The organism is Geminocystis sp. (assembly GCF_041753295.1).
Classification (GTDB): Bacteria; Cyanobacteriota; Cyanobacteriia; order Cyanobacteriales; family Cyanobacteriaceae; genus Geminocystis.
On the sequence record NZ_JBGSUU010000029.1, the window covers coordinates 1 to 14,839 of the forward strand.

Genomic DNA, 14,839 nt, shown 5'->3' on the forward strand with positions numbered 1-14,839 from the left:
ACACAAGTTACGAGCGATCGCTCGTCGGTTCTGGTACACAGCACGCCTCTGTGATAATTTAAGAGAGTAATAAAGATACGTGCGCGTAGCGTGCCTTCGGCATCACCTTATCTAAAAATCATACTTTAATTCAGCAACGCCCGTTAATTATATGATACGCCCGAAGCCCTGAAGTGATTGGTTTTGCATGGATGCAGTGGACTGTGTGGCTCAGAATTGTGATTACTTTTAAGATATGATGTGTAACATAAGTGATACCCACTAATTATCAACATAAACTTATAATTTGAAACTCTAATTAAAGATTAATAGTATTTTTTATCACTTTATTTATACTTTTTATTAAGAGTTAAAATTTTAACCAATTAAAAATATTTTCGGGAGTTAAAATTAATTCGATTCCATTTAAAACAGGTAAATTAATATTTCCTTGATAAAGTTCAATTTTTTGTTCAGGAAATACTGCTAAAATGGCTTCATCATCAGGATTAATTAACCAACTTAATTCTGTGCCTTGTTGTGAACAATGCAATAATTTAGCTAATACTTGAGTAAAATTCTGTTCAGGTGATAAAATTTCTATAGCCCAATCAGGATAAGTTAAAAAACGATTAGTAATTTTACCTTTTTCATCAAGAGGTATTCTTGCCCAACGGACAACTGCTATATCAGGTACAATACTTCTATCGTTAAAAGTGCAACGCAATTCAGGGAAAGCATAAGCAGTTTTATTGGCTTCAGCAACTTTATTAATGGTTTCACAAAGTTTACCTTGTATTAAGCTATGTTGACATTGAGGCATAGGTTTTTGATAAATTTTTCCGTTAATAAATTCTGAGGCTGGTTTCGTCTCCTTCAGTGTCAAAAAATCTTCTAAGGTTGGTTGAATTTGAGATTTCGTGGCTACTATCATAAAAAACCAAGTTGCAATAAAATATTTACTAATTATAACGTGAACTTTTAAGAATCATTAGTTATAGCAAAGGAGAAAAGTTTTTTATTCCTAATTCCCCGTTTCCTTTCTAATTCCTAATTATGAAAGATGTTCGATTAAAATTTTAACCCCAATTCCTATTAAGATAATTCCGCCAATTATTTCCGCTTGTTTCTCGAAAAGATGCCCAAATTTATTGCCTATAAATACTCCGAAAAGACAGATAAAAAATGTAATAACTCCAATAATAATAGAGGCTTCTATAATAGGAGTTTTAATGACAGAAAAAGTTAAACCTACTGCTAAAGCGTCAATACTGGTGGCGATCGCCAAAGTTAATAAAACGGATAAATTACGAAAATCTGTACCTTCTTCTTCCTCATCATCTTGGAAAGATTCATAAAGCATTTTACCACCAATAAGAGATAATAAACCGAAAGCTATCCAATGATCAAAACTGAGAATAAAATCCCTAAAAAATAAACCCCCACTCCAACCTAATAAAGGCATTAAAAACTGAAATCCACCGAAAAAAGTAGCGATAATTAAGTAGTCTTTTAAAGTAACTTTTTTAATACTAATACCACCGCCAATAGACACCGCAAAAGCATCCATAGCTAAACCGATAGAAGTTAAAAATATCGTAATTAAATTCATAAAAGTAAAAACCTTTTTTCTTTAAACAAATCTTGTTAAACTAATACGAAAACGCTCTTTTTTGGTAACTTGAATCTCACCAATTTCTAATCTACCTTTACCCCGAAAAGAAACTAAATCACCATTTTTGATATTATAACTAGGTTGCGTAATGTCCTTCCAATTGATTCTTACATCACCATTACTAATGGCTTCAGCCATTTTACTGCGAGATAAACCAAAACCGAAGGAAGCCACGGCATCTAATCGTAAAGAAGCCTCTACCGTTGTCATTTCTTTTACTTTTGGAGGACGAATTTTTAAGTCTGATAACTCAATTCTTGTGGTTTTAACTGGTACAGAACGCACTTGAACTAAAGAAGTTTCAAGAAAATTAACCATTTCTTCTACCACAATAACTTGCGCCCCTCTTTCTCCTAAAACAATAATATCACCTATTTTTTCTCTAACAATGCCAGTGCCTAAAATTGAGCCTAAAAAGTCTCGATGGGTTGCAGTATCAAATAAAAAATTTCCAGCAATATCTAAAGCCGCGAGGGGAATTTGACTCTCCTCGGCAAAAACTTCTTCTCGATGGATACCGACTCGTTGTCTTTCAGCTTGAGGATAACCTCCCCAAGGAATAGTTTTCACTTGTGTTAAGGAGGAAAAAATTTGATTAATTTCCGCTAAAACAGGAGGAGAAAGAAAGTCACTAACTACTAATTCCCATGTTTTAAAGGCTTTTTCAGCTTTATCAATTATACGAGCAATTTCTTCTTTATTTTCGACTCTTTTTAATAATTCTTCTCTAGGTAACATTTTAAGTAATCAGAAATGGGCAATAGGGAATATTATAATGGTTAATCTTTTTCAATTTTTTGTTAATTTTAGCGGAGTTTTTTAGTTGAGAATTAGTAAATATAGCATAAAATGTGCTAGTTAAGCCATTATCAAAGTTCAAAAAGTAATTACAAACAATATTTATCCCTTGTCCTTTGTGAAAAATTAAGACAAAATAAAGAAAAGAACTCTTTGTCTGAGATATTTAGAATTGGTTAATTAATATAGTATAGGAAATTTAAAATCATGAAGTTAAGTGATATTACCCACCCAAATCAGTTACATGGTTTATCCCTTCGACAGTTAGAAGATATTGCTCAACAAATACGAGAAAAACACTTAGAAACTATTGCCGCTAGTGGAGGACATTTAGGACCTGGTTTAGGTGTAGTTGAATTAACTATTGGTTTATATCAAACTTTGGATTTAGATCATGATAAAGTACTCTGGGATGTAGGACATCAAGCCTATCCCCATAAATTATTAACAGGAAGATATAACAAGTTTCACACACTACGGCAGAAAAATGGCATTGCTGGTTACTTAAAACGCTCAGAGAACAAATTTGATCATTTTGGTGCAGGACACGCTTCTACAAGTATTTCTGCTGGTCTAGGCATGGCTTTAGCAAGAGATAGTAAGGGCGAAGATTTTAAAGTAGTATCCATTATTGGTGATGGGGCGCTAACCGGAGGCATGGCATTAGAAGCCATTAACCACGCAGGACATTTACCCGATACTAATTTGATGGTGGTGTTAAATGATAATGAAATGTCTATTTCTCCGAACGTAGGGGCAATTTCTCGTTATCTCAATAAGGTTCGTTTATCTGATCCTATTCAATTTATCACAGATAATTTAGAAGAACAATTCAAACATTTTCCTTTCTTTGGTGATGGTGCAAATCTTTCTCCTGAAATGAGAAACCTCAAAGAAGCAATGAAACGTCTTGCTATGCCTAAAGTTGGAGCGGTAATTGAAGAGTTAGGTTTTACTTATTTTGGCCCTATTGATGGTCATAATCTCAAAGAATTAATCGATACTTTTAATAAAGCCCATAAAATAAAAGGCCCTGTTTTAGTCCATGTTGTGACAGTAAAAGGTAAAGGTTACAGTCTCGCTGAAAAAGATCAAGTAGGTTATCATGCTCAAAGTCCATTTAATTTAGCCACTGGAAAACCTATTCCTTCTAATAAACCTAAACCCCCTAGTTATTCTAAAGTTTTCGCCCATACTCTAACTACTCTAGCCCAAAATAATCCCAAAATTATTGGTATCACTGCAGCCATGGCAACAGGTACAGGGTTAGATAAGTTGCAACAAAAATTACCAAAACAATATATTGATGTTGGTATCGCAGAACAACACGCCGTCACTTTAGCAGCCGGTTTAGCTTGTGAAGGAATGCGTCCTGTAGTTACTATATACTCAACTTTCTTACAAAGAGCCTACGATCAGATTATTCATGATGTTTGCATTCAAAAACTACCAGTGTTTTTCTGTTTAGATAGAGCGGGAATTGTCGGCGCTGATGGTCCTACTCATCAAGGAATGTATGATATTTCTTATCTGCGTTGTATTCCTAATCTTGTAATTATGGCCCCTAAAGATGAAGCGGAATTACAGCGAATGATGGTGACAGGTATTAATTATACTGATAGTGCGATCGCCATGCGTTATCCTCGTGGGAATGGTTTAGGTGTACCTTTAGCTGAGGAAGGTTGGGAAGAAATCGAAATTGGTAAAGGAGAAATTTTGCGCAACGGTGATGATATTTTATTACTAGGTTATGGCACGATGGTTAATACCGCTATGCAAACTGCGGAAATTTTAAGAGAACATGGTATTGAGGCCACTGTAATTAATGCTTGTTTTGTGAAACCCCTTGACGAAGAATTAATTTTACCCTTAGCAGAAAAAATTGGTAAAGTTGTCACCCTTGAAGAAGGATCATTAATGGGGGGTTTTGGTTCTGCTGTGGCAGAAGCTCTATTAGATAACGATATTATGGTGAAATTAAAACGTTTTGGTGTTCCTGATATTTTAGTAGATCATGCAACACCCAATGAATCGATGATCGATTTAGGCTTAACCAGTAGTCAAATTTCTCAAGAGATTTTAGCTTCTTTTTTCTCTCAAAAACCATCTGTAACTTGGAATGGGGAGTTAGGAGTTAAAAGTTAGGAATTAGGAATTAGAAATTAGGAAGTTAGGAATTAGGAATTAGGAATTAGGAATTAATTACTCCTTACTCCTTACTCCTTACTCCTTACTCCTTACTCCTTACTCCTTACTCCTTACTCATTACCCATTACTCATTACTCCTTTCTCCTTACTCCTTTCTCCTTTCTCCTTACTCCTTTCTCCTTTCTTTACTTGGATTATCCTTGAGTCATGCCCATAATTTCATAACCAGCATCGACATAAATAATTTGTCCTGTAATACCACTAGACAAATCACTACAGAGAAAAGCGGCAGCGTTACCTACTTCTGTTTGAGTGACGGTACGTTTTAAAGGTGCAACGGCTTCTACATGGTGGATCATATCTAAGATACCACCAACAGCAGAAGATGCTAAAGTGCGAATAGGACCAGCCGATATAGCATTTACTCTTACATTTTGACTACCTAATTCGGCGGCGAGGTAACGTACACTCATTTCTAAGGCAGATTTAGCAATTCCCATGACGTTATAATTAGGGATAACTTTTACTCCTCCAAGATAGGTTAATGTAACAATACTACCACCTGATCTTAAAAGAGGTTTAGCTGCTTGTACTAAACGAGTAAGGGAATAAGCACTAATATCAAGAGCGGTTTTAAAACCATCCCTAGAAGTATTACTAAAATCTCCAGTTAAATCATCTTTCCCCGCAAAGGCTAAACAGTGTATTAAAATATCAATATGATTCCATTTTTCTTTAATTTGAGCAAAGGTTTCATCTATTTGAGCATCATCTTGCACGTTACAAGGAAGAAAAAGACTAGGTTTTAAAGGTTCGACTAATTCTCCTACTTTCTTCTCAAATCGACCTTTTTCATCAGGAAGATAGGTAACTCCAATATTTGCTCCAGCTTTGTGTAGTTGTTGAGCGATACCCCAAGCAATGGATTTATTGTTAGCAATACCCGTTACAAGGGCGTTTTTGTTGGTTAAATCTAACATATTCTTGATTTTTTCTTTAATTTTCTGTAATATCTGACAATAATTCGCTAAACTAATTAAGTTATAGATAGTTATCTAGTTTACAATTACTTATTCTCTTATAGAAAGTGTCATTTATACCCTCAAACATTAAATATTATTAAGTAACTATCCCTTATGCAATCAATTTCAACTCAAGAACAACCTTTAGCATCTGTATTTCGTCAAATTGGAGCAGGAATTTATACTCCTGTGGTGGAAAGATTTGAGCGAGGTAAAACAATATTTTTCCCCGGTGATCCTGCTGAAAGGGTATATTTTTTAATTAAAGGTGCTGTAAAATTGTCACGGGTATATGAAGCTGGGGAAGAAATTACTGTTGCTTTACTACGAGAAAATAGTATTTTTGGGGTTTTATCTTTGATTACGGGACAAAAATCTGACCGTTTTTATCATGCTGTAGCTTTCACTCCTGTAGAATTATTATCCGCTCCTATTGAGCATTTTCAACGTTCTCTTAAAGATAATCCTGAGTTATCTCGCTTAATGTTACAGGGTTTATCTTCTCGCATTTTACAAACAGAATTGATGATTGAAACTTTAGCACATCGAGATATGGCTTCCCGTTTAGTTAGTTTTTTGCTTATTCTTTGTCGAGATTTTGGTGTACCTACTGCTAATGGTATTACTATTGATTTAAAACTATCCCATCAAGCCATCGCTGAGGCTATCGGTTCAACCAGAGTAACCGTAACTCGTTTGTTAGGTGAATTAAGACAAGATTGTTTGATTTCTATTACTAAGAAAAAAATTACAGTTCATAATCCTGTTGCTCTTAGTCAACAATTTGCTTAAGCTAAAGAAAGTTCTAAAGATTGATTATTTGAGGAGTAAATAACTCTATAAACTGATGACAAGTGCCTATATTTTAGTTGCCGCAATGTTAATATTGGGCGGTTTAATCGCCGCATTAGGCGATCGCATCGGGACAAAAGTAGGTAAAGCGAGATTGAGATTATTTCAATTGCGCCCGAAACAAACGGCTATTGTGATCACAATTAGTACTGGTATATTAATTTCTGCTTCTACGTTAATTATCTTATTTAGTTTTAGTGAATCTTTGCGTCAAGGGGTTTTTGAATTAGATGAAATTCTCAAAAAAAGAAGAGAAATTACGGCACAATTGGAAAAAGTTGAGAGAGAAAAAAAAAGAGTAGAACAGGAATTAAGTATAGCTCAAAATAGACAAAATCAGGAAAAAAAATTATTAAATATCACAGGAAAAGAATTAAAAACGACTCAAAACCAACTTAAAATATTATCCGCTCAAACAAATAAAATAAATGAAGAAGTAAAGAAAATTGTTACAGAAAAAACTAAGTTATTAGCAGAAAAAGAAAAACTAGAAAATCAAAGTAAAAAATTAGAAGAGTCCATTGTTCAAAGAGATAATGACTTGAATAATAAGCGAATTCAAATTCAAGAACAAGAAAATATTTTACAAAAACAAGATAGAATTTTACAAAAACAAGAGCAAAGTTTAGTAGATTTAAAAAATAAACAAAGTCAATTACAGTCTGATATTAAATCAAGAGATCAACAAATTTCTAAATTAGATCAACGTATTTCAGAAAAAGATAAAATTTTAAATACCAAAGAGCAAGAGTTATTATCTTTAGAAAAAGAATTAGGCTTTTTTCGCAAAGAAGTAGAAATCTTAGAACAATATTATCAAACTTATCAAGATTTAAGAGAACGTCCTATTGCGGTAGTTAAAGGACAAATTTTAAATTTAACCCTCGTAAAAACAGATAAAACTACTAATTTAGATGAATTAATTGATGGTATTTTAAACGAAGCTAATCGGGGTGTTATGCAAATTTTAGGCTATGGAAATAATTTCCCAGATCAAAGATTTGTACAAATAACAAAAGCACAAGTACAACAAATTAAAACAGAATTATCTGACAATGGAGAATATTTAATTAGAATTGTCTCTGCTGGTAATTATGTTCAAGGAGAAGAAAAAGTGCGTATTTTTGCTGATGTTTCTCCTAATAAAAAAGTTTATGACAAAAATGAAACTATTGCATCTATTGCCATGGATTCTAATGATTTGAATGGAAAAGAGTTACAAGAAAAGCTAGATTTTTTAATATCTGTAGCGCAATTTAGAGCAAGACAAGAAGGGCTATTAGGTCAAATTATCATCGGTGATGGTAAGATTATTTCTTTAATTAATTTTGTTCAAAATTTAAAATTAACAAATCAATCCATTGATGAAATTTTAGCAGTAGCAGGAAAAGAAACCAATGCTTCAGGGCCTTTACAAGTTAATTTAGTAGTTATTGCCGACGGAAAAGAAATTTTGAGATTATAAACTTTATCAATCACCACAAAAAAAGAGGACACTTTCACTGTTGACAGTTTGCGAAAGTTCCTCATAAAATGAACAAGAGAATCATTGATAATTTAGTTATGGACTATTTTCCCAAATTTGTCCTCAACTTTTGTAGTCTTAAAGCTGTAGAGAGGAAAGGATTAAATATATGACAGTATATTAACCCTTTTTTCTCTCATGGGTTTTTAGGCTTGGATAGAATCCAGTGCTTTTTCTACCCGACGAAAATCAAATCCCAAAGCGCGTAAAGAATGCCATAAATGTCCTTGTAAGAAAAAGAAAGCAAGGAAGAAATGAGCATTAGCTAACCAAGCACGAGATGTATGTTCTCCGTAAGGTAATTGAACGGTATCTGCAAAATAAGGGGTGATTCCCAATTTCACCTCTAAGGCAGGACCATAAAATTCTACTGGATAAGCTAAAGTATTGACAGCACAGAAATAAGCAGCGACAAATCCAGCTAAAGCAATTCCTCCTAAAGAATAAGATAAAATTGCCTCCCCAGAAAATATAAGAACTTTTCTTGCCCATTTTAAAGGTGGTACAAGAATATGCCATACTCCTCCAACTATGAGCATTATACCCACATATATATGTCCACCAACTAAATCTTCTAAGCTACTAATACTCGCAAAGTGAGTTTGATAACCGTAGATAGTGCTAAAATCAAGGGTAGGATGTTCAATGATACGCACAGATTGAGTAGTAGCATCATATAACCCTCCCCAATACATAGCTTTTCCTGCTAATAATAAAGCACCAGATCCCAAAAATAACAGATGATGACCAAGAATTAAGCCTAGTTTAGCAGGATCATCCCATGTGAAATGAAACATTTTAGCCTGTCCTTGAGCTTTACTTAAATTCTCTGGAGCTTTCAGAGTGTGGTATAAAGCACCAGCACCTAAAAAAGCCGAAGAAATTAGATGAATTGCCCCAATGACAAAATAAGGATAGGTATCAACAATTTGACCTCCATCTCCCACTCCCCAACCTAAAGTAGCTAAGTGAGGTAAAAGAATTAATCCCTGTTCTCCCATGGGTAAGGAAATGTCAAAACGGGATATTTCAAATAAGGTGAAAGCTCCAGCCCAAAAAGCAGTCAGAGCTGCTTGTCCGACATGGGCTGCGATAAATAAACCACTTTGATTAGCAAATCTGGCATTTCCTGCCCACCAATCGTATTTTACTTCCAGGTTATCGTAAGTTTGCATATTACCTTCCTTTTATTGTTCACAGCTTATTGATATTTACTATTAATAAACTTATAAATAATTTATCTTAATTGCTAGTAATTAGCAATAATTTTAAGTAAAGTTTTGTAAATAAAATGTTAACTTTATAAACCAAACTCATTTTTAATCTGTGACACCCAAGATTTAATACGACTTGAAGTTAAATCCGATTGATTATCTTCATCTATAGCTAAACCAACAAATTTTCCGTTACGCACTGCTTTTGATTCGTTAAAATCATAATCATCAGTACTCCAATAACCGATAGTTTTTCCCCCAAGAGAAGATATTTTTTCTTCTAAAATCCCCATAGCATCTTGAAAGTTATCGGGATAGCCGGTTTGATCTCCTGTTCCAAAATAAGCGATTTTTTTGCCACTAAAGTCGATTTGCTCTAAATCTTCGTATAAACCTTCCCAATCACTCTGTAGCTCTCCAATATTCCATGTAGGACAGCCAATAATCAGGAATTTATATTCTTTTAAGTCATCGACTTGTACATTTGCCACATCAAGTAAATCTACTACACTATCTCCTCCAAGAACGGCTTGAATAGCTTTAGCGATGGTTTCGGTATTACCTGTTTGAGTTCCAAAAAATAAACCAATTTTTGCCATGTTATTTTTTAATTTGATTCAGATGTTGTCTTAGAAAATTTATTGATAAATAATAGCAATAAACTTATTCCTAGATTAACCTAATTGCATATTATTAGCAATAATTTAGAAAACAATTTTTACTTTCCTTGTCTATTCCTTAACTTCCGTAAGAAATTCAGATTTTTAATAGAATAGTTTTGATTACTGATTTTGCTAAGATTGACAAAAAGTAGAAATATCAATCAACTTATCAACATTTAAAAACTCTCAAATAATGGACAATAACCGTCATTAGGTACTTTTAAAGAATTTAAAGGAGAATCATGATTCGTGCAAAGTTTATCTTGATAATAAAGACAATTACCACAAGATTCTGTATTTAGTTGACGACGTAGTAAACTATTTTGTTGTAATAATTCCCGTTGAGATAATCCTTTTAACACTAATTCTTCTCCTTGCCAACGTGCTTCTACTAAACCTGTATCAGCGAAATTTTGCCAACGAGGATCTTTGTTTAATTGTTCTGGTAAAGTAATAGTAATATAAGCTCCCGTTTCGTTTAATTCCCCTTCATAGTTATTTTGGAGAGTTACTTTTGGTTGTACAAATTGCACCCCGATAGGTAAATCAACAGTCATGCCTACGGTGGGAGAATGTAATTGATAACGATTTTGTAATTCTTCTAAACTGGTTAAATCTCCTAAATAATTAATTGAACCATGAACAAATACAATATGTTGTGGTCGTAAATTATGTATGAGCTGTGTCGTATTTCTTCCATCACTATGTTCTGCTAATAAATAATCTTCTAGGGTAATTTTATTGGAGTTGAGATTTTCTTTAAATTCCTTAAATACGGGATTATAATTGATTTTTGATTGCTCAGAGATTAAAATTAGCCATTTTTCTGGACTTTTGTCGCAATATTCTCGTAAATGGTTTAAATTATCTGTTAGAACTATGCTGGGTGTTTTGATTAACTCATGACGAGGAATTTGGTTATCAACTCTAAGCATTCGGGGTTTTATTTTATCATCCCAAAATAGCGGTTGATGTTTGGCAAAATTCTGTACATTCGCTGGAAAATATGCCATTAATTGTAAATATAAATCACAGGCTTTCGGTAAGTTTCCATCTACCCAAATATCCAGATTTTTCCCCGTAAATTGATGATGCGATCGCAAAACTTTTAATAATTCCTGCCCTAAACCAAAAGTAGGCACGGGTAAAATAACACTAACATTATCATCCAAAGCAGATTTAATTCTTCCCATCAAATGTTTTTCTTGTTGACGGCGATGAGGATGTCTCGCAGTGCCATAACTGCCTTCAATAATTAACACATCAGGATTTAAACCCCGTAAACTATCTAAAGATAATCCTTCCACTAATTGCAGGTTAGATAAACAAAAATCTCCCGTATAAAAAATTTTATAAACACGGTTATTGTAATAATATCGAAACAAAAAAGCAACCGCACCGGGTAAATGTCCTGCGCAAAACAACTCTACCGTTAAATCTGAGGCTAAATGAATAGAAGGGGTTGTATTTTTGTCAGAGGAATTATTAACAGTATTTTGGGATGATAAAGGTAAAGTTTGTATAAAAGAAAAAGAAGTGTCTTGTTTTTGGTTTAACCAATTAAGAGGAAGTAGCTTTGCCGTCACTTCACTAGCATAGATAGGTAAATCAGGGAAACGTTGATGTAGTTTCAATAAACCACGAGCATGATCTTCATGGGCATGACTACAAAAAACCCAATCTATATCGTGACACAAAGAATCAATATCAGCTAAACCACAATCAAGTAAAATGCGATATTTGCCAATATTGACTAAAATTGCTACCCCTTCAGTGAAGTTTCCGACACCGAAAGGATAACAAGAAAGAGGTATTTGCGGGGGGGAAAATATTTCTTGCCGCTTAATCATAAAACGTAAAATTTAGTGAGCCGAACCATTACCATCGTATTTATCAGAATCATAAAAACCGTTTTTAGTACCGAAAAAAAGAGCCGATACAATAAATAAACCAGTAAAGATAACTATTAACATTTTAACATCCATATTTGACGATTTCTCCTCATAATTAACTTTTTATTTGTATCTTAGAACAATATTTAAAATTAACTAAATATTTTTCATTCTAGCACTGGTACGCTTTGGTACAGGAGGAGTCTTTAAGGGTTGATTTTCCAACGGTTGATCTTGTCTTTGTTTAGCTTTAGTCGCACTACGACGCAAGGCTTGTAAACGCTCTTCGTATTTTTTCCGTTGACTACGATTAGGAGTTTGTTCGATTAATGTTTTAAAAGCACTACCTAAACTTTGATAAGCATTTTTCATGGAATAACCGAAACGAGTAGCGATTAAAATGGCTTTTTCGTCAGCTTCAATGGCTTCTTTGAGATTTTTCTCCCCATTATTTTTTTGCCATAAACGATAACCAGAAATACCACATAAACCTAAAGCCAATAATAACAGTAATCCATCTTGTACCCATAATTCTCCTACCGCACCTCCTAAACCGATGGCTAAAGCCGCCATTTCCCAACCTTCCCGAGGAATTGAATCATTTTGAATTCTAGCCACTTCATGCCAAAATATTAAATTACGTTGATCAATAGCTAAATTTTCCCACTTAACTAAGTCAACTTGAATTTCTACCTCATCTTTACCTAATTCTTCTGTGCGGATTAAAGGGGGGTTAACTTCTGTGGATGCTTCAATCATAACCCAACTTTGTAGCTCTGGAGGAAGTAAGGTTTTGAGCCTTCTCAATTCATTCATTTCTGCTCTAGCGGAGGAAGTTGTATAAGAAGTCATATAAATATTTTTAGTTAGTAGATCTCTATTTTTGATAGACTAATTCTATTCTATGGTAGTCTCATTTTATTTTAGTTGACAATTTTAACATGGAACGTGGTTTATTATGGTTACCTTTGTTAGTAGTTTTTTTCTGGTTAGTCATTAGTGGCAAAAGAGAATATCAAAAAGTAGAGGTTTATAAAGTTTGGGCTGAACAATTTGACAATGCAAAGTATGATATTTATGCAGTTTTAGGAAAAAAAGAGGATTTAATAACTTGGGGAAAACCAACTCCTAAAGGTATTATTAATGAAAATATTTTTTCTTTATCAACGGTTGAGAAAATTAATGTTACTATCAAAAATAAATTAGTAGATTATGATAATTTACCCGTGAAAGGTGATGCAAATTTACAATTTTTATGCTCTGATAATGAAATAATAAATATTCCTTTTACTGATATTAACTTAGCAATAAAATGGCTTAATTATCTTCAAAAATTTATGGAATAATTTATTTTTCTTACTTACTTACTTAGAAAATTTACTTATTAAAAATCATGATTGCTTTAACGGAAAAACCAACAAAAGATATATCTTTCGACACTGATAAAGTAGTGGACATTGAAAATTTAGATTTTTATTATAGTAATAACAACATTGAGAAACAAATTCTTTTTGATATTAATTTAGTGTTAAAAAAAGGAGAAGTTTTAATTATGAAAGGGCCTTCTGGTTCAGGAAAAACTACTTTATTAACATTAATGGGAGCGTTAAGAAGTGCAACTCATGGTAGCTTAAAAGTCTTTGGGAAAGAGTTAGTTAAAGCTGATAATAATTTATTGATTCAAACAAGAAGAAATATCGGTTATATTTTTCAAGCTCATAATTTGTTAAAATCTTTAACTGCTAGGCAAAATGTACAAATGTCGATGGAATTACACCCAGAATTTAATAGTAAAGAAGCGAAACAAAAATCTATTGAAATGTTAACAGCAGTGGGATTAAGGGATAGAATTGATTATTACCCCGATAATTTATCAGGAGGACAAAAACAACGAGTTGCCATCGCTCGTGCCTTAGTTTCCCACCCCAAGCTAGTTTTAGCCGATGAGCCTACCGCCGCATTAGACAGTAAATCAGGGCGTGATGTAGTAGAAATTATGCAAAAATTAGCAAAAGAACAAGGTTGTACTATTTTAATAGTTACCCATGATGATCGCATTTTAGATGTAGCTGAACGTATTATTGAATTAGAAGATGGGCGATTAGTGGGAAATGAAAAATGATGTTTTGGCGTAAATTTAGTCAAGATAAAATGGCGATGGTAGGGATATTTATTTTAAGCCTAATTATCGCATTGATTCTTTTTTTGCCGATAGTTTATCAAATGCCTATGGATAAAATTGATTTTACTCAAGCCACTTTATCCCCAAATTGGCAACATCCTTTTGGTACAAACGATCTAGGACAAGATCAATTAGCAAGGGTATTATTCGGCGGTAAAATTTCTTTAACCGTAGGCATTGCCGCTATGGTAGTAGCTATTTCCATCGGTACAATAATTGGGGCTATAGCTGGTTATTATGGCGGTATCATTGATAATATTTTGATGAGATTTACAGATATATTTTTATCTTTACCTCAATTACCAGTATTACTATTAGTGGTTTACTTGTTTAGAGATACTGTTAAATCCATCTTCGGAGGTGAATTAGGTATTTTCGTCTTAATTGTGTTAGTGATTGGTTTACTCAATTGGATGTCTGTAGCCAGATTAGTGAGAAGTTCATTTTTACAACTCAAAGAAAGAGAATTTGTTAGCGCAGCCATTACATTAGGGGCAAATTCAGGGCGTATTATGTTAAAACATATTTTACCTAACGTATTGGGTGTCATCATCGTAGCAGCGACATTATCGGTGGGTAACGCCATTATTGTGGAGTCAACCCTGAGTTTTTTGGGGTTAGGATTTCCGCCTGATATTCCTACATGGGGAAGGATGTTATATGATGCTCAAAATTATCTCACTGCTGCCCCTTATATGGCAATATTTCCGGGTTTAGGGATATTTTTAACAGTTTTAAGTATTAACTATATCGGTGATGGATTAAAAGACGCTTTAAATCCTAAAAAATTGTAAAAAATAGGAGATAGGAGATAGGGAATTAGAAAGGAAACGGGGAAGAATGTTGAATAGTCTATAAACTCATTATTTAAAACCTAAAACCTGCTACCT

The 14,839-nt window shown here is 33.5% G+C and carries 15 protein-coding genes; 6 read left to right on the top strand and 9 right to left on the bottom strand.

Annotated elements, in window-relative coordinates; genetic code table 11:
- Positions 1-349: 349 nt before the first annotated feature.
- From ACEW8E_RS02190 to ACEW8E_RS02200, 3 genes are all read right to left on the bottom strand, one after another.
- Entirely contained in the window at positions 350-913 is a 564-nt protein-coding gene (locus ACEW8E_RS02190; protein WP_373478701.1) for a Uma2 family endonuclease, read from the bottom strand.
- 120 nt (positions 914-1,033) lie between these two features.
- Positions 1,034-1,591, bottom strand: coding sequence for a manganese efflux pump MntP family protein (locus ACEW8E_RS02195; protein ID WP_373478702.1), 558 nt, complete (start codon positions 1,589-1,591; stop codon positions 1,034-1,036).
- 21 nt (positions 1,592-1,612) lie between these two features.
- Positions 1,613-2,392 (bottom strand): photosystem II S4 domain protein, encoded by a 780-nt coding sequence (locus tag ACEW8E_RS02200; RefSeq protein WP_373478703.1) that lies wholly within the window; start codon positions 2,390-2,392, stop codon positions 1,613-1,615.
- 267 nt (positions 2,393-2,659) lie between these two features.
- On the opposite strand from ACEW8E_RS02200, the gene dxs reads away from it, so the two are divergent.
- Positions 2,660-4,597: a 1-deoxy-D-xylulose-5-phosphate synthase gene (gene dxs, locus ACEW8E_RS02205; protein WP_373478704.1), complete on the top strand. Its 1,938-nt coding sequence runs from the start codon at positions 2,660-2,662 to the stop codon at positions 4,595-4,597.
- Positions 4,598-4,794: 197 nt separating this feature from the next.
- On the opposite strand, the gene fabI is transcribed toward dxs, so the two are convergent.
- A complete protein-coding gene (gene fabI, locus ACEW8E_RS02210) occupies positions 4,795-5,580 on the bottom strand; it encodes an enoyl-ACP reductase FabI (RefSeq protein ID WP_373478705.1) in 786 nt (261 codons plus the stop codon).
- Positions 5,581-5,736: 156 nt separating this feature from the next.
- Between fabI and ntcA the strand changes: the two genes are divergently transcribed.
- Both ntcA and ACEW8E_RS02220 read left to right on the top strand, forming a co-directional pair.
- Complete coding sequence (gene ntcA, locus ACEW8E_RS02215) at positions 5,737-6,414, top strand: global nitrogen regulator NtcA (RefSeq protein ID WP_373478706.1); 678 nt, start codon at positions 5,737-5,739, stop codon at positions 6,412-6,414.
- 55 nt (positions 6,415-6,469) lie between these two features.
- Positions 6,470-7,939, top strand: a complete 1,470-nt coding sequence (locus ACEW8E_RS02220) for a DUF3084 domain-containing protein (protein WP_373478707.1) — start codon at positions 6,470-6,472, stop codon at positions 7,937-7,939.
- A gap of 206 nt (positions 7,940-8,145) precedes the next feature.
- Here the strand turns inward: ACEW8E_RS02220 and ACEW8E_RS02225 are convergent, their stop codons facing one another.
- The 5 genes from ACEW8E_RS02225 to ACEW8E_RS02245 form a co-directional block, all read right to left on the bottom strand.
- Positions 8,146-9,174 carry a chlorophyll a/b binding light-harvesting protein gene (locus ACEW8E_RS02225; RefSeq protein ID WP_373478708.1) on the bottom strand — a complete coding sequence of 343 codons (1,029 nt, stop codon included), beginning with the start codon at positions 9,172-9,174 and terminating at the stop codon, positions 8,146-8,148.
- A gap of 125 nt (positions 9,175-9,299) precedes the next feature.
- On the bottom strand, positions 9,300-9,812 hold the full coding sequence (gene fldA / locus ACEW8E_RS02230) for a flavodoxin FldA (RefSeq protein WP_373478709.1): 513 nt from the start codon (positions 9,810-9,812) through the stop codon (positions 9,300-9,302).
- A gap of 239 nt (positions 9,813-10,051) precedes the next feature.
- On the bottom strand, positions 10,052-11,725 hold the full coding sequence (locus ACEW8E_RS02235; RefSeq protein ID WP_373478710.1) for an MBL fold metallo-hydrolase: 1,674 nt from the start codon (positions 11,723-11,725) through the stop codon (positions 10,052-10,054).
- A 12-nt stretch (positions 11,726-11,737) separates the two neighbouring features.
- Positions 11,738-11,860, bottom strand: coding sequence for a hypothetical protein (locus tag ACEW8E_RS02240; protein WP_373478711.1), 123 nt, complete (start codon positions 11,858-11,860; stop codon positions 11,738-11,740).
- A 63-nt stretch (positions 11,861-11,923) separates the two neighbouring features.
- Positions 11,924-12,619: a DUF3318 domain-containing protein gene (locus ACEW8E_RS02245; RefSeq protein ID WP_373478712.1), complete on the bottom strand. Its 696-nt coding sequence runs from the start codon at positions 12,617-12,619 to the stop codon at positions 11,924-11,926.
- 89 nt (positions 12,620-12,708) lie between these two features.
- On the opposite strand from ACEW8E_RS02245, the gene ACEW8E_RS02250 reads away from it, so the two are divergent.
- From ACEW8E_RS02250 to ACEW8E_RS02260, 3 genes are read left to right on the top strand one after another with little or no spacing between them, the layout of a single operon-like run.
- Positions 12,709-13,113 carry a hypothetical protein gene (locus ACEW8E_RS02250; protein WP_373478713.1) on the top strand — a complete coding sequence of 135 codons (405 nt, stop codon included), beginning with the start codon at positions 12,709-12,711 and terminating at the stop codon, positions 13,111-13,113.
- Between the two features lie 47 nt (positions 13,114-13,160).
- Complete coding sequence (locus tag ACEW8E_RS02255) at positions 13,161-13,889, top strand: DevA family ABC transporter ATP-binding protein (RefSeq protein WP_373478714.1); 729 nt, start codon at positions 13,161-13,163, stop codon at positions 13,887-13,889.
- On the top strand, positions 13,889-14,743 hold the full coding sequence (locus tag ACEW8E_RS02260) for an ABC transporter permease (RefSeq protein ID WP_373478737.1): 855 nt from the start codon (positions 13,889-13,891) through the stop codon (positions 14,741-14,743). The genes ACEW8E_RS02255 and ACEW8E_RS02260 overlap by 1 nt, the downstream gene beginning before the upstream one ends.
- The last annotated feature ends 96 nt before the right edge of the window (positions 14,744-14,839 follow it).

Excerpts from the sequence above, each read along its gene's own strand:
- ACEW8E_RS02240 (WP_373478711.1), bottom strand. The coding sequence starts at position 11,860 with ATGGATGTTAAAATGTTAATAGTTATCTTTACTGGTTTATTTATTGTA.
- dxs (WP_373478704.1), top strand. The coding sequence starts at position 2,660 with ATGAAGTTAAGTGATATTACCCACCCAAATCAGTTACATGGTTTATCC.
- ACEW8E_RS02235 (WP_373478710.1), bottom strand. The coding sequence starts at position 11,725 with ATGATTAAGCGGCAAGAAATATTTTCCCCCCCGCAAATACCTCTTTCT.
- fldA (WP_373478709.1), bottom strand. The coding sequence starts at position 9,812 with ATGGCAAAAATTGGTTTATTTTTTGGAACTCAAACAGGTAATACCGAA.
- ACEW8E_RS02255 (WP_373478714.1), top strand. The coding sequence starts at position 13,161 with ATGATTGCTTTAACGGAAAAACCAACAAAAGATATATCTTTCGACACT.
- ACEW8E_RS02190 (WP_373478701.1), bottom strand. The coding sequence starts at position 913 with ATGATAGTAGCCACGAAATCTCAAATTCAACCAACCTTAGAAGATTTT.
- ntcA (WP_373478706.1), top strand. The coding sequence starts at position 5,737 with ATGCAATCAATTTCAACTCAAGAACAACCTTTAGCATCTGTATTTCGT.
- ACEW8E_RS02245 (WP_373478712.1), bottom strand. The coding sequence starts at position 12,619 with ATGACTTCTTATACAACTTCCTCCGCTAGAGCAGAAATGAATGAATTG.
- ACEW8E_RS02260 (WP_373478737.1), top strand. The coding sequence starts at position 13,889 with ATGTTTTGGCGTAAATTTAGTCAAGATAAAATGGCGATGGTAGGGATA.
- ACEW8E_RS02220 (WP_373478707.1), top strand. The coding sequence starts at position 6,470 with ATGACAAGTGCCTATATTTTAGTTGCCGCAATGTTAATATTGGGCGGT.
- ACEW8E_RS02200 (WP_373478703.1), bottom strand. The coding sequence starts at position 2,392 with ATGTTACCTAGAGAAGAATTATTAAAAAGAGTCGAAAATAAAGAAGAA.
- ACEW8E_RS02195 (WP_373478702.1), bottom strand. The coding sequence starts at position 1,591 with ATGAATTTAATTACGATATTTTTAACTTCTATCGGTTTAGCTATGGAT.
- ACEW8E_RS02250 (WP_373478713.1), top strand. The coding sequence starts at position 12,709 with ATGGAACGTGGTTTATTATGGTTACCTTTGTTAGTAGTTTTTTTCTGG.
- ACEW8E_RS02225 (WP_373478708.1), bottom strand. The coding sequence starts at position 9,174 with ATGCAAACTTACGATAACCTGGAAGTAAAATACGATTGGTGGGCAGGA.
- fabI (WP_373478705.1), bottom strand. The coding sequence starts at position 5,580 with ATGTTAGATTTAACCAACAAAAACGCCCTTGTAACGGGTATTGCTAAC.